The 14350-nt window shown below is 69.5% G+C and carries 12 protein-coding genes and 2 tRNA genes; 12 read left to right on the forward strand and 2 right to left on the reverse strand.

Translation table 11 applies throughout. The features are described 5' to 3' along the window. Positions 1–190: 190 nt before the first annotated feature. Positions 191–604: an SsgA family sporulation/cell division regulator gene (locus ACFWPQ_RS10795; protein WP_004002642.1), complete on the reverse strand. Its 414-nt coding sequence runs from the start codon at positions 602–604 to the stop codon at positions 191–193. A 191-nt stretch (positions 605–795) separates the two neighbouring features. Here ACFWPQ_RS10795 and ACFWPQ_RS10800 point away from each other — a divergent pair, with 191 nt between their 5' ends. The 9 genes from ACFWPQ_RS10800 (at position 796) to ACFWPQ_RS10840 (ending at position 9478) form a co-directional block, all read left to right on the forward strand. Beyond that, a complete protein-coding gene (locus tag ACFWPQ_RS10800) occupies positions 796–1260 on the forward strand; it encodes a TIGR02611 family protein (RefSeq protein ID WP_384032081.1) in 465 nt (154 codons plus the stop codon). A gap of 69 nt (positions 1261–1329) precedes the next feature. Continuing rightward, a tRNA-Val gene (locus ACFWPQ_RS10805) sits at positions 1330–1401 on the forward strand. Between the two features lie 792 nt (positions 1402–2193). Then, positions 2194–3480: an extracellular solute-binding protein gene (locus ACFWPQ_RS10810; protein ID WP_384032083.1), complete on the forward strand. Its 1287-nt coding sequence runs from the start codon at positions 2194–2196 to the stop codon at positions 3478–3480. Further along, complete coding sequence (locus ACFWPQ_RS10815; protein WP_384032085.1) at positions 3480–4454, forward strand: carbohydrate ABC transporter permease; 975 nt, start codon at positions 3480–3482, stop codon at positions 4452–4454. Before ACFWPQ_RS10810 ends, ACFWPQ_RS10815 begins: the two co-directional genes overlap by 1 nt. Further along, positions 4451–5323 (forward strand): carbohydrate ABC transporter permease, encoded by an 873-nt coding sequence (locus ACFWPQ_RS10820; RefSeq protein ID WP_384032087.1) that lies wholly within the window; start codon positions 4451–4453, stop codon positions 5321–5323. Before ACFWPQ_RS10815 ends, ACFWPQ_RS10820 begins: the two co-directional genes overlap by 4 nt. Positions 5324–5330: 7 nt before the next feature. Then, the gene (locus ACFWPQ_RS10825) at positions 5331–5918 is read left to right on the forward strand and encodes a hypothetical protein (protein ID WP_384032088.1); all 588 of its coding nucleotides are present in this window, start codon (positions 5331–5333) and stop codon (positions 5916–5918) included. Positions 5919–6058: 140 nt separating this feature from the next. Continuing rightward, positions 6059–8797 carry a Tat pathway signal sequence domain protein gene (locus ACFWPQ_RS10830; RefSeq protein WP_384032090.1) on the forward strand — a complete coding sequence of 913 codons (2739 nt, stop codon included), beginning with the start codon at positions 6059–6061 and terminating at the stop codon, positions 8795–8797. Positions 8798–8917: 120 nt separating this feature from the next. Then, positions 8918–9364 carry an SRPBCC family protein gene (locus tag ACFWPQ_RS10835; RefSeq protein ID WP_384032092.1) on the forward strand — a complete coding sequence of 149 codons (447 nt, stop codon included), beginning with the start codon at positions 8918–8920 and terminating at the stop codon, positions 9362–9364. Positions 9365–9403: 39 nt separating this feature from the next. Continuing rightward, a tRNA-Val gene (locus ACFWPQ_RS10840) sits at positions 9404–9478 on the forward strand. 76 nt (positions 9479–9554) lie between these two features. Here ACFWPQ_RS10840 and ACFWPQ_RS10845 read toward each other — a convergent pair. Further along, on the reverse strand, positions 9555–10280 hold the full coding sequence (locus ACFWPQ_RS10845; RefSeq protein WP_089103210.1) for a 3'-5' exonuclease: 726 nt from the start codon (positions 10278–10280) through the stop codon (positions 9555–9557). A 169-nt stretch (positions 10281–10449) separates the two neighbouring features. On the opposite strand from ACFWPQ_RS10845, the gene ACFWPQ_RS10850 reads away from it, so the two are divergent. The 3 genes from ACFWPQ_RS10850 (at position 10450) to thrS (ending at position 14336) form a co-directional block, all read left to right on the forward strand. After that, complete coding sequence (locus ACFWPQ_RS10850) at positions 10450–11016, forward strand: DUF4365 domain-containing protein (protein WP_093505297.1); 567 nt, start codon at positions 10450–10452, stop codon at positions 11014–11016. Beyond that, the gene (locus ACFWPQ_RS10855; RefSeq protein ID WP_384032095.1) at positions 11013–12248 is read left to right on the forward strand and encodes a hypothetical protein; all 1236 of its coding nucleotides are present in this window, start codon (positions 11013–11015) and stop codon (positions 12246–12248) included. Before ACFWPQ_RS10850 ends, ACFWPQ_RS10855 begins: the two co-directional genes overlap by 4 nt. 111 nt (positions 12249–12359) lie before the next feature. Then, the gene (gene thrS / locus ACFWPQ_RS10860) at positions 12360–14336 is read left to right on the forward strand and encodes a threonine--tRNA ligase (RefSeq protein WP_384032096.1); all 1977 of its coding nucleotides are present in this window, start codon (positions 12360–12362) and stop codon (positions 14334–14336) included. Positions 14337–14350: the final 14 nt, after the last annotated feature.

A 14350-nucleotide genomic window follows, 5' to 3' on the forward strand; every position in this document is an offset into this window, starting at 1 on the left:
TGCCCTGCCCCACTCACGGCTGCCCGGTAGAACGCTCACCGCCTCCCGGAGGTTCCACGGGCGCGCGGACACACCGGCGCCGCCCCGTGACCGAAACACGGTGGCGGCGCCGGTGCTGCCGTATGCGGTTGTCTTGGCCCGAGCCGTCTCCCCGAGTGGACGGCGCCGGGCGGCTTTCAGGGGCCGTGCCTCAGCTCTCCGCCAGGATGTGGGAGAGCTCCTGATCGAGATCGAAGTGCCGGTGCTCCGTGCCTGGCGGCACGGCGGCGTCTGTTCGCTTCAGGAAGGATTCCAGGGCCCGCGCCGGGGCTTCGAGCAGGGCTTCCCCCTCCGGGGAGCTCAGGGCGATGCACACGACGCCCTGACCGTGGCTGCGGGACGGCCAGACGCGGACGTCGCCGGTGCCGGTGGGGCGGTGCAGCCCCTCGGCGAGGAGGTCGCGGGCGAACACCCACTCGACGGTCTCCTCGGCTCCGGTGTGGAAGGTGGCGTGCACGGCGTAGGGGTCGGCCGTGTCGTACCGCAGGCCTGCGGGGACAGGCAGGGATGACTCGCTCGACACAACGAGGCGCAGGTGCAGCTCGCAGCTGACCGTGGTGTTCATAAGCGCCAGGGCCTTTCGCTCAGTGTGCGCTCGGGGATTCGCACGTCGGCGAAATCGACATGCCACCTACGGTGCCGTTGTAAACCCCTCTGAGTGTTTTGCGTGCCTTTACGTAACTCTTCCGGCCGAGAAGCCGGACGCGATCTACGACCATTCCGGTGACTGGATTCGCTCAGGTAGGGTTTGGTCGTATGAATACGGGGAGTAACGAACCGGGCGAGGTCGCCGTGGCCTCGGACGGGAGTGAGGTGGACGGGACGTCGACGGACCGGGAGCGCGCCGAGCGGGGGCTCGGATCGCGGGCGCCCGAGTTCATCAAGGCACGCCGGGCACTGCACCTGAGCTGGCAGGTCGGCGTTTTCGCGGTCGGCCTGGCGGTGGTGGGCGTGGGCATCGTCCTGCTGCCGTTGCCGGGGCCGGGCTGGGTGATCATCTTCGGTGGCATGGCGATCTGGGCGACCGAGTTCGTCTGGGCCCAGCTGGTGCTGCGCTGGACGAAACGCAAGGTCACCGAGGCGGCCCAGAAGGCCCTCGACCCCAAGGTGCGCCGCCGCAACATCACGCTCACGACGATCGGGCTGGTGGTCGTGGCCGCCGGGGTGGGGATCTACCTCTCCAGGTTCGGGATCGTGATGCCCTGGAAGATCGAGGAGTGATCAGGCCGCAGGCCCCCGGCGACCGGTCGGGGGCACCCCCTGACATGGGGTAATGTTCTCCCTGCGCCCGGGCGATTAGCTCAGTGGGAGAGCGCTTCGTTCACACCGAAGAGGTCACTGGTTCGAACCCAGTATCGCCCACCCGGAACCACGGCCCACCTGCCAGAGAGCAGGTGGGCCGTGGTCATTTTCGAGCGCCGCCGTTGCCTCGGGGCTCGGGTTCCGGGCTCGGGGCTCACGGCGGGGGTGGCTGTGGCCACCTCGCGCGGCGTGACTGTGGCACCGGGACGGGGCCGGGGTCGGGGGAGGGCGAAGGCCGTGCACGGTCGGCGTGCGGGAGCGTGAGTGCCCCTGGAGGGGGCGTGGGGCGCCGTACGGCGGTGTCGCCCAGGTGTGGTGGCGGCGACGAACACGGCCGGTCGAGGATCTCCCTGACCGGACCGCCGGCCTGACCTGCCGACCGGACCTGCCGACAGGACCTGGCGACCGGACCTGCCGACCCGACCTGCCGACCGGACCCGCCGGGTGGGGCGTATCCGGCCGTAGTGGTCGGAGGTGTGCGTCCGGGTGCCGAGTGCCGGCAGGTGGGCTCGGGTGGGCTCGGGCGCGTCTCGACCCCGTCGGCTCTCGGCGCCTGCCCGTCCGTCCGCCTGCCCGCCCACCCGAGCCGCTTGCCGAGGCCAAGCCGTAACTCCCGCCTCCTGCAAGCCACTTCGCGTTCGACCTGTCGACTGCACGTCCGTCACCTGCGGGATCGCCCACCTCGCAGCCCCCGCGCCCTCGCGCCACCGCCCGGCCCCGCCACCGCCGCCCACAAGAAATTCCTGTGCGAATCATTGACGCCTCACCGCCCCCTCCGTAACTTGTGCCAGCAAGCGCTTACTTGAAACGATTCATGCAGGCGTCGGCGACGCTGCGGGGAGGGGCCCGACTGTGGGAACCAGCAGGAATGTGGAGAGGCGGACCATCCTGAAGGCGGCCGGAGCCTCGGCCGCCGCGCTCGGGGTCGCGGCGACGGCCGGGTGCGGAGGCGGAAGCGGTTCCGGGGATGGAACGGTGACGATCCGTTACTCGTGGTGGGGTGCCGAGGAACGCGCGCAGAAGATCAACAAGACCATCGCGCTCTTCGAGGAGAAGTACCCGAAGATCAAGGTCAAGACCGACTTTCAGACGTATGCGTCGTTCTGGGAGAAGTTCCAGACGCAGGCCGCCGGCGGAAATCCCCCGGACGTTTTCCAAAATGCCGTCACCTTTCTCCGGAAGTACGACAAGCGAGGAATTCTCCTCGATCTCAAGTCACAGGTTCAGGCAGGAAATCTGAGCCTGGATCACTTCCGGGCCGGAGTGACGAAGGTCGGCGAGGTCGACGGAAAGCAGCTCGGAATCCCGGTCGGCTCCAACACCATGGCGCTGGTCATCGACAAGAAGGTCTTCGAGAAAGCCGGTGTGGAGCCGCACACGGGCTGGACCTGGGACGACTACTTCAAGGCGCTGAAGACCATCCACGACAGGACCAAGGTCGCGGGGGACACCGGCTACTTCACCATCATGTACCTGTACGACCTCTACCTCCGCCAGAACGGCAAGGCCTTCTACACCGACGACGGGCTCGGTTTCGACAAGCCCGACCTGACGGAGTGGTGGGCCGACGGCTACGGCCGCGTCAAGGCCGGCATCGTCACCGACCCGAAGACGGTCGCCCAGGACTTCCCCAAGTCCTCCCTCTCCGCAGGACACGGCGCCTCGGAGTTCACCTGGGACAACTTCACCGTCCGCTACTCGTCGGAAGGCGACAGCACGTACGGCCTGGCCCCGATCCCGACCATGGACGGCAAGCACACCGGGCAGTACCTCGCCTCCCTGATGCTGAGCGCCTCCGCCCGCACCGCGCACCCCAAGGAGGTCGCGCAGTTCATCGACTTCATGGTCCACGACCCCGAGGTCGGCACGATCATGGGCTACGACCGGGGCATTCTCGCGAGCACCGAGCAGTACGCGGCGTTCAAGCCCACGGACGCGGTGAACAAGGAGATCGCACAGTACGAGGACGACACCGCCAAGGCCGGAGTCCTCGGCACGATCACCCCGCACCCCTCCGGTGCCGACACCATCGAGGCCGCCTTCCTGCGCATCGGCGGCGACCTCGGCCAGGGCAAGACCAAGGTCGCGGACGCGGTGAAGCAGTTCTTCACCGAGTCCGAGGCCGCCTTCCAGGCCTGATGGGACCGGCCGTGACGCTCGTCGAGGACTCCCTGCCCACCGCCCGCAAGACGCGCCCGGCCGCCTCCGCCACCAGGGGGCGGCGGCCCGGCCGCCGGCGCGAGAACCTCGCCGGCTACCTCTTCATGTCTCCGTGGATCGCGGGCTTCCTGCTGCTGACCGCGGGCCCGATGGTCGCCTCGCTCTACTTCGCGTTCACCGACTACAACCTCTTCAACACCCCGAAGTGGGTCGGGTTCGACAACTTCACCCAGATGTTCGACGACCCCCGCTGGCAGAGGTCGGTGGAGGTGACCGCGAAGTACGTGGTCATCGGCACCCCGCTGAAGCTGCTCCTCGCCCTCGGGGTGGCGATGCTGCTGGCCCAGAGCCGGCGCGGTCAGGCCTTCTACCGGGCCGCCTTCTACGCCCCCTCGCTCATCGGCGCGAGCGTCTCCGTCGGCTTCGTGTGGCGGTCCCTGTTCTCCGACGGCGCGATCGTCGACCGTTCCCAGTCCTTCTTCGGCTGGCACGTCGGCGGCTGGGTCGGCAACGCCGACTGGGTGCTGTACTGCCTGGTCGCCCTGACCGTGTGGCAGTTCGGCGCGCCGATGGTCATCTTCCTGGCCGGGCTGAAGCAGGTGCCGAGGGAGCTCTACGAGGCGGCCGAGATGGACGGCGCCGGGCCGCTGCGGAGGTTCTGGAACATCACCCTGCCGATGATCTCCCCGGTGCTCTTCTTCAACGTGCTCCTGGAGACCATCCACTCCTTCCAGATCTTCGGCTCGGCCTACGTCGTCTCCAACAGCACCTGCGGACCGGCCGACGCCACGCTCGTCTACACCTGCTACCTGTACCAGCAGGGCTTCCAGAACGCCCGGATGGGCTTCGCCGCGGCGATGGCCTGGATGCTGCTGCTGGCCGTGGCCCTGGTGACGGCCGTCCTCTTCTGGTCCCAGAAGAAGTGGGTGCACTACGAGGAGGACGCCCGATGAGCGCGACCACCACCAAACCCCCGCTGCTGAGCCGTCGCCGGGCCGGCTCCCTCGGCTGGCACCTCGGCGCCCTGCTGATCCTCGCGGTCATCCTCTACCCGGTGGTCTGGGTGATCGGGGCGTCCTTCAAGCCGAGCAAGGACATCATCAACAGCCTCCAGCTGTTCCCGTCCCACCCGATCCTGGCCAACTTCAAGGGCCTCGCCGACGGCATAGCGGACATCGGTATCTGGACGTTCTTCCAGAACTCCCTCTTCTACGCCGGCGGCGCAGTCGTCGGCGTGCTGGTCTCCTGCTCGCTCACCGCCTACGCCTTCGCCCGCATCCGCTTCGCCGGCCGCAACCTGCTCTTCTCCCTGATGATCGGCACGCTCCTGCTGCCGTACCACGTGCTGCTGATCCCGCAGTACGTGATGTTCCAGAAGCTGGGCTGGATCAACACCTACGTCCCGCTGCTGATCGGGAAGTACCTCGCCACCGAGGCGTTCTTCGTCTTCCTGATGGTGCAGTTCATGCGGAACCTGCCCAGGGAGCTCGACGAGGCGGCCCGGCTCGACGGCTGCGGGCACTTCCGCATCTACTGGTCGATCGTGCTGCCGTTGTGCCGGCCGGCCCTCATCACCAGCGCGATCTTCACCTTCATCAACGCCTGGAACGACTTCATGGGCCCGCTGATCTATCTCAACGAGCCCGGCAAGTACACGGTCTCGCTGGGCCTGATGATGTTCCGCGACTCCGACGGCGTGGCCGCCAACTACGGCGGAATGATCGCCATGTCCCTCGTCGCGCTGCTGCCCGTGCTGCTGTTCTTCCTCGCCTTCCAGCGCTATCTGATCGACGGAATGGCGACCTCCGGACTGAAGGGCTGATGACGTCGTGGCCGACGTGCGCGCAAAGCCGTCCGTCTTCGCGGAGCGGTTCGGGGTCTTCGCCGAGTCTCTGCTCACCGGGGTGTGGATCGCCGTCGCGTCCCTGGGAGTGGTCACCTACCCGGCCGCCTTCGCCGCCGGTGCCCGGCATCTGCGCCGCCGTACCGGGCAGACGAGCGGCGGCCTGCGGGAGTTCGTGGGCGACTTCCGGGCCGCGCTGCCCGGCGGACTGCTCGTCGGGCTGGCCGGATGGGGTGCCGTCGCGGCCGCCTGGGTGGACGTCCGGGCCGTGCGGGCCGGGCTGCCCGGCGGCCCGCTCGTCGGGGCCGTGGGCCTGTTCGCGGTGATCGGCCTCGCGGTCGCGGGGCTGCGCGCGGCGGCCGTCTGGGCGCCCGGCGACCGCTGGCGCACCCTGCTCGCGGCGGCCGGCCGCCGTACCGTCCTCGACCCCGGCGGATCCTTCCTGCTCGTCGGGGGAGCGGTCCTCGTGGTCTGTTCCGCCCTGCTCGTCGCACCGCTGGCGGTGCCCGTGCTGGGTGCCCTCGCGGCGGCGGCCGTCGCCGTGGAGGAGCGTCACCGGCGCCGCCACGACTAGACCGACCTCGCACCAGGGCGGGCGCCCCGGCGCCACAGCTCCACCTGTCATGCCCCTGATCACCCTTGCCTTTACTCCTTGCCCCTTGCCCCTGCTCCCTACGACCGCCCCTGCACCCGCACGGAAAGGAAAGGCGGACCATGTCTCCCATCCCCCGCAGGTCCCTCCTCAAGGCGGCTGCCGTCGCCGGCGCCGCCGCCCAGTTCAGCTGGGCGCTGGGCGCGAAGGACGCGCAGGCCGCGCCCGGCGCCGAGGCCGCCGACGCGGACCCGGTGACCCTGGACTGGCTGGAGGACGGCGGCCTCGGCGCCGCACCCGGTTCGACCGTGGGCGTGCCCTGGCCGATGGGCGCGTTCCAGGAGGACCAGACCTTCGCGCTCACCGACGAGGACGGCAAGGACGTGCCCGTCCAGTCCTGGCCGATCGCCTACTGGCCGGACGGCTCCCTCAAGTGGACCGCCCACGCGGTGAGTTCGGGCAACGGCAAGCTCACCCTCGCGGCAGGCCGGCCGGCCGCCCCCGACGGGAAGGTCACCGTCGACAGGAGCGGCGGCGCGATCGACGTCTCGACCGGCGTGATCGCCGTGAAGATCGGCAAGAACGGCTCGACGATCGTCAAGTCCGTCACCCGGGGTTCGACGGAGATCGCCAGGAACGGGCGGCTGGTCCTCCTCCGCCAGCCCGAGATCGAGGACGAGGATCAGGGAACGGTCAGAACCGAACGCTTCGACGGCGCGATCGACTCCGTCACCGTCGAGCAGGACGGACCGGTCCGGGCCGTCGTCCGCGTCGACGGCAAGCACCGCAAGGGAAACCGGAGTTGGCTGCCGTTCTCGATCCGGCTCTACTTCTACGCGGGCGCCGACTCCTTCCGGATGGTCCACACGATCACCTACGACGGCACCCAGGAGCCCGGCAAGGCCAGTGGCGACTTCATCCGAGGGCTCGGCGTGCGCTTCAGCGTGCCGATGCGCGACGAGGCGTACGACCGGCATGTGCGGATCGGCGGTGAGGGAACCGGCCTGCTGCGGGAGGCCGTCCAGGGCATCACCGGCCTGCGCCGCGACCCGGGTGCCACCGTCCAGGCGGCCCAGTACGCGGGGCAGAAGCTGGCCGACCCCGCCACCTGGGACCAGCGGGTGACGACCCGGCTCCAGTACATCCCGCACTGGGGCGACTACACCCTCGCCCAGCTCTCCGCCGACGGCTTCACCCTGCGCAAGCGGACGAAGAAGGGGTACGGCTGGATCGCGGCCGGCGGCGGCAGGCGGGCCTCCGGGTTCGGCTACGTCGGCGGGGCGAGCGGCGGACTCTCCTTCGGGCTGCGGGACTTCTGGGAGAAGTTCCCGGCCCAGCTCGACATCCGCGACGCCCACACCGACGCGGCCGAGGTCACCCTCTGGCTCTGGTCGCCCGAGGCCCAGCCGATGGACCTGCGCTTCTACCACGACGGCATGGGCCAGGACACGTACGCCGAACAGCTCGAAGGCCTCAACATCACCTACGAGGACTACGAACCGGAGTTCGGCACCCCGTACGGCATCGCCCGTACCTCGGAGCTGTTGTTCTGGGCCAACGAGACGACACCGGCACCGGAGGCGCTGGCCGGCCAGGCCGACGCGGTCCGGGTGCTCCCGCAACTCACGGCCCCGCCGAAGCAGTTGATCAAGGCCAAGGTCTTCGGCCCCGGCCTCTACGCCGAGCCGGACCGCTCCACCGCCGCCAAGGCGAGGATCGAGGACCACCTGGACTTCCTCTTCACCTACTACAAGGACCAGGTGGAGCAACGCCGTTGGTACGGCTTCTGGGACTACGGCGACTTCATGCACACCTACGACACCGTGCGCCACCAGTGGCGGTACGACGTCGGCGGCTACGCCTGGGACAACTCCGAACTCTCGCCCGACCTCTGGCTCTGGTACGCGTACCTCAGGAGCGGCCGCTCGGACATCTTCCGGTTCGCGGAGGCGCTCACCCGGCACACCGGCGAGGTCGACGTCTACCACATCGGCCAGTGGGCCGGGCTCGGCACCCGGCACGGCATCCAGCACTACGCGGACAGCGCCAAGCAGCAGCGCATCTCCAACACCACCTACCGGCGCTTCTACTACTTCCTCACCGCCGACGAACGCGTCGGCGACCTCATGGCCGCCAACGTCGACTCCGACGAGACCTTCCTCGTCCTCGACCCGCAGCGCAAGGTCCGCACCGACCCCTACACCCCCGATCGCCACGCCCTCTCGATCGGCTTCGGCACGGACTGGAGCGGGCTGGTGTCGGCCTGGCTGACCGAGTGGGAACGCAAGGGCCCCAAGTGGGAGAAGGCCAGGGCACGTGTCCTGTCGACCATGGCGGGCATCGCCGCCCAGCCCAACGGTTTCGTCCAGGGCAGCGGCCTCTACGACCTCGACACCGGCAGGTTCGCGACCGCCACCACCCCGGTCGTCTCGGTCTCCCACCTCTCGGCGGTCTTCGGCCTCAACGAACTCTGCGCCGAACTCATCCACCTGACCGACATGCCGGAGTTCGACGAGGCCTACTTCGAATACTGCCGCTACTTCAACGCCACCAAGGCCGAACAGGCGGCACGCTACGGCTCCAACTTCGGCACCCTGCTGCTCTTCCAGGGGCACTCGCGCCTCGACGCGTACGCCGCCGTGCAGACCGGCGACGCGACGCTCGCCCAGCGCGCGTGGACGAAGTTCTACAGCTCGGACGGCTACACCGAGTCCTCGCCGTGGAAGACCGAGCCGCTCTCCGGCCCGGTCGCGCTCGTCGCGGGCGCCGAGGCGAGCTGGGTGTCCTCCAACGACACCGCGCTGTACGGGCTCGCGGCCATCGAGAACCTGGCCCTGCTCGGCGACAGGATGCCCTCGTAGAGGAGAGGGGGAGCGCCGTCGCACGGGCGGCGGCGCTCGTACCGCCGAGTGTGGTCCAGGTCACTTCGCGCGGGCATGAGTACGCGTACTCAGATCCACGGTCTGCGACAGACTGCGGCCATGGACTGGAACCACTACCGTTTCCGCAGCCTGTGGCCCCTCCCGGTACCACTCACCACCGTGTACGAGGCGCTGCGGACGGTGGACGAGTACCCCCGCTGGTGGCCCCAGGTGCGCGCGGTGAACCAGCTGGACGACACCGTCGCCGTCCTCACCATCCGCTCGTTCATCCCGTACGACCTCACGTTCACCGCACGCGAGGCGCGGCGCGATCCGGAGGCCGGTGTGCTGGAGATCTCGATGACCGGTGACATCGAGGGCTGGGCGCGGTGGACGATCACACCGGACGGCACCGGCACCCTCGCCCGCTACGACCAGGTCGTCGACGTCAACAAGCCGCTGCTGCGACGACTCGCCCCGCTCGGGCGGCCGTTCTTCCGGCTCAACCACCGGCTGATGATGCGCTCCGGACGGCGCGGACTGCTCGGGCACCTCCAAGCGGTTTGAACGCAGCCCGCAGGTACCTGTATCGTTCACTGCGTTCCCGGGCGATTAGCTCAGTGGGAGAGCGCTTCGTTCACACCGAAGAGGTCACTGGTTCGAACCCAGTATCGCCCACCACCGGGAAGGCCGGTCCGCAGCAGCGGACCGGCCTTTTGGTTGCCGGTTCCCCGATCCGGTCGTGGCGCCCCCTCCGTCATGCCGCCGTCGGCAGTTCCGGGCGCAGCGGCCAGTCCGTGCTCACCGTCTCCGGTGTGCCGCTGCGGGTGAACCACGCCTGCAGGCCACGGGCCTGCGCCGCGTGCCAGGTCGTCTGCAACGTGTGCAGCTCGGCCGGGGTCAGGCGCTCCAGGCGGGTCGCGAAACGGCGGCCCAGCGCCCGTACGAGCTCCAGGGACGCGAGCGCGTCCGCGCCCGCGTCGTGCGCGCCCTCGAGGGTGACCTCGTAGTGCGCGCACAGGTCGGTCAGGGTGCGGCGGCCCTTGCGGTAGCGGTCCAGATGCTTGTCCAGGACCCGGGGATCGAGGACGAGCAGGGGGCTCGCCTCGAACCAGCGGTCCAGCGAGGACGCCCGATGACGGCGCAACTCGCGGTCCAGCAGGGTCAGATCGAACGGCGCGTTCATCACCACCAGTGGGCGGTGCATCGCCGCGTGCTCGGCCAGTTCCTCGGCTATCTCATGCACCACCGGCGCCGGCCAGCGGCCGTTGCGCTGCAGGTGTTCGTCCGTCAGCCCGTGCACCGCCGTCGCCGCTTCCGGCACCGGCACGCCCGGGTTGACCAGCCATCGGGTCACCCGGGGGCGGGTGCCCGGGGCGTCCTGGACGACGACCGCGGCGGACACGATGCGGTCGGTCTCCACGTCCACGCCCGTGGTCTCCGTGTCGAAGGCCGCCAGGGGCCCCTCGTACCAGCACGTCATGCCAATACAACTCCTCGTTCACCCACGGCAGATGACGTTCCGTCTTCTGCCCGTTTGTTGATACCCGGGCCGTTTGCGACGTACGCCGGAAGGACACAACAGGAGTGCGGGTCTTTGCAGTTCAGCGGCCCGCCACGGGGAAACTCTTTGGCTGGGAAGGCTGTTGGTCATGGCGATAGCGCAGCCCGAGCGGGGCGGGCTGCTGCCCGAACGCACGGGCCCCCATCGCGGCACACTCGCGACGACCGCCTGCATGGAGACATTGCAGGTGGGCTATCTGCATGCCGTCGCGGCGGCGGCCGGCTGCTCGCTGTCGCAGCCATTCCCGGACAACGGCATCGACTGGCACGTCAGCCACGGCTCGCCCGGTCATACCGTCGACGACGAGGTGACGATAAAGGTGCAGCTCAAGTGCACCTACCAGATCGCACCGAACCCGCCGGGACGTTTCTTCTCCTTCACGCTGGACAACGACCACCTGCGCAAGCTCGCCCGCACACCGGTGTCGGTGCACAAGATCCTGGTGGTGATGCTGGTACCGCGCTCCCAGGACGACTGGTTGCGCGCCAGCCACGACCGGCTCGATCTGCGCCACTGCTGCTACTGGGTCAACCTGGCAGGGCACCCGATCACCGGCCGGCACCGGACCACCGTGCGGGTTCCGACCTCGCGCATCTTCGACGACCGGGCGCTCTGCGAGATCATGACGCGGGTCGGGACGGGAGGCAGACCATGAGGCACCGTCCGTACGAGGAGCAGCTGCGGGAGGTCCGGCCGCATCCCGACGATCTCCACGGGCCCCACTGGAACCATCCCCCCGAGCCGGCCGAGGTCGACCCCGCCGTGCTCGGCGCCCTGCTGCGCCGGCACGGCTGGCAGCGGCGCGGGGGAGCCCCGGGGCGCTACGGCCGCTGGACCCCACCAGGGCCGGGCAACACCGGCACCAGCCTGCTGGTACCCGAGAGCCGCGCCTTCCCGGACAGTGACGACCTGCTCGGGGAGGCGCTCACGGCTCTGGTGCGCAGCGGTACGCCCGCCGCGCGCGAGGTGCTGGTCGGCCTCGCCGTGCCCAGCGACGAGATCCGCTGGTGGCGTGACGTGCCGAGCGGACCGGCGGACGCCACGTCCTGGACGGTCGAGGAGCAGCTGCGCACCGCCGCCCGGCAGACCCTGCTGGCCGGCGCGCTCGCCACCCGCGCGCGTGCCGGGTACTACGGCGCCCGGCACAAGCGCGCGGCCGCCACCCTGCTGGAGTCCGTCCTCGTCGGCTCGGCGGAGAGCGGACGCGGCCTGACCGCCTTCGTGCCGGTCGGCACCGGCCGCCCCCTCGCCGTGCGCCTCCACCAGGCTCTGTACGCCGCCCGTGAGGCCATCGACTACCAGCGGGCCACCGGCGGCATGGACGCCTTCGACGGAGCCGTCGAGGCCGGCGTGAGCCGGGAGCTGACCGACGCCCTCGTCACGCTCGTGCGCGGCACGGAGGGCGCCCGCATCTCCGTCGAGTGGGCGCCGGGCGCCGGGGTCCCCGACGACTGCGCGGCCACCACCGAGCCGATCGAGTTCTCACCCGGCGACCTGCCCGTGCTGCGCGAGGCCGGCGCCCGCTACCTGCGCGACGAACCCTCCGTCGCGGTCCGGATCACCGGCACCGTCGTCCGCATGCGCCGCTCCGAGCCGCGCGGCGAGGGCGCCGTACGGCTGCGGGTGATCGCCGGGGCCGAGGTGCCGTACGTCCGGGTCACCCTCGACGAGGAGGACTACCGGATCGCCGGGCAGGCCCACCTCGTGGGACTGCCGGTGCGGGTGCACGGGCGGCTGGAGAGCCGGGGCGGCTTCCGGCGGCTGTCCGGCGCCTTCGGGGTCGCACCGGTCCAGGTGGACGAGGCCGAGCGGGACCACCTGATGAAGTCGCTCCAGGAGAACCTCGACTTCTTCGAGGAGGCGTGCAGCGGCGACGACTGCGACTGACCGGGGACGGCGGGTAACCGTTTAGCGATCGACGGTGCCGGGTCGGTACGATCCGGTATTGCGCGCGCTCCTGGTACGGCGCCCGCATTCGTCTTCAGTCAGGAGAGACCGGTGTCAGACGTCCGTGTGATCATCCAACGCGATTCCGAGCGGGACGAGCGCGTGGTGACGACGGGCACTACGGCCGCCGAGCTCTTCGCCGGCGAGCGCTCGATCGTCGCCGCCCGGGTGGCCGGTGAGCTCAAGGACCTCGCGTACGAGGTGCGGGACGGCGAGACCGTCGAGGGTGTGGAGATCTCCTCCGAGGACGGCCTCAACATCCTGCGCCACTCCACCGCGCACGTCATGGCCCAGGCCGTCCAGGAGCTCTTCCCCGAGGCCAAGCTGGGCATCGGCCCGCCGGTCAAGGACGGCTTCTACTACGACTTCGACGTCGAGAAGCCGTTCCACCCCGATGACCTCAAGGCCATCGAGAAGAAGATGCAGGAGATCCAGAAGCGCGGGCAGAGGTTCGCGCGCCGGGTCGTCACGGACGAGGAGGCCCGCGCCGAGCTGGCCGACGAGCCGTACAAGCTGGAGCTGATCGGCCTCAAGGGTTCGGCGTCGCACGACGACGGCGCGGACGTCGAGGTCGGCGCCGGCGAGCTGACGATCTACGACAACCTGGACGCCAAGACCGGCGAGCTGTGCTGGAAGGACCTCTGCCGCGGTCCCCACCTGCCCTCCACCCGTCTGATCCCGGCGTTCAAGCTGATGCGCAACGCGGCCGCCTACTGGCGCGGCAGCGAGAAGAACCCGATGCTCCAGCGCATCTACGGCACCGCCTGGCCCTCCAAGGACGAGCTGAAGGAGTACCTGGACTTCCTCGTCGAGGCCGAGAAGCGCGACCACCGCAAGCTGGGCAGCGAGCTGGACCTGTTCTCCATCCCGGAGCAGATCGGCTCCGGCCTCGCCGTCTTCCACCCCAAGGGCGGCGTCGTCCGCCGGGTGATGGAGGACTACTCGCGCCGCCGGCACGAGGAGGAGGGCTACGAATTCGTCTACACCCCGCACGCCACGAAGGGGAAGCTCTTCGAGACGTCCGGGCACCTGGACTGGTACGCCGACGGCATGTACCCGCCCATGCAGCTCGACGAGGGCGTGGACTACTACCTCAAGCCCATGAACTGCCCGATGCACAACCTGATCTTCGACGCGCGCGGCCGGTCCTACCGCGAACTGCCGCTGCGCCTCTTCGAGTTCGGGACCGTGTACCGCTACGAGAAGTCGGGCGTCGTGCACGGCCTGACCCGGGCCCGCGGCTTCACCCAGGACGACGCGCACATCTACTGCACCAAGGAGCAGATGGCGGAGGAGCTCGACAAGACGCTCACCTTCGTCCTGAACCTGCTGCGCGACTACGGCCTCACCGACTTCTACCTGGAGCTCTCCACCAAGGACCCGGAGAAGTTCGTCGGCTCCGACGAGGTCTGGGAGGAGGCCACGGAGACGCTGCGCGCGGTCGCCGAGAAGCAGGGCCTCCCGCTCGTCCCCGACCCGGGCGGCGCCGCCTTCTACGGCCCGAAGATCTCCGTGCAGACCAAGGACGCCATCGGCCGCACCTGGCAGATGTCGACCGTCCAGCTCGACTTCAACCTGCCCGAGCGCTTCGACCTGGAGTACACCTCCGCCGACGGCTCCAAGCAGCGCCCGGTGATGATCCACCGCGCCCTGTTCGGCTCCATCGAGCGGTTCTTCGCGGTGCTCCTGGAGCACTACGCGGGCGCCTTCCCGGCGTGGCTGGCCCCGGTCCAGGCGGTGGGCATCCCGATCGGTGACGGGCACGTCGAGTACCTGCAGAAGTTCGCCGCCGAGGCGAAGAAGCAGGGCCTGCGGGTCGAGGTCGACGCGTCCTCCGACCGCATGCAGAAGAAGATCCGCAACGCCCAGAAGCAGAAGGTGCCCTTCATGGTCATCGCGGGCGACGAGGACATGGCGGCCGGCTCGGTCTCCTTCCGCTACCGCGACGGCTCGCAGGAGAACGGCATCCCGTTCGACGAGGCCATCGCCAAGATCGTGAAGGTGGTCGAGGAGCGGACCCAGGTCTGATCCGCCACCTCAGG

Origin of the sequence: Streptomyces sp. NPDC058464, assembly GCF_042721035.1 — a bacterium.
In the GTDB taxonomy this organism is placed as follows: domain Bacteria; phylum Actinomycetota; class Actinomycetes; order Streptomycetales; family Streptomycetaceae; genus Streptomyces.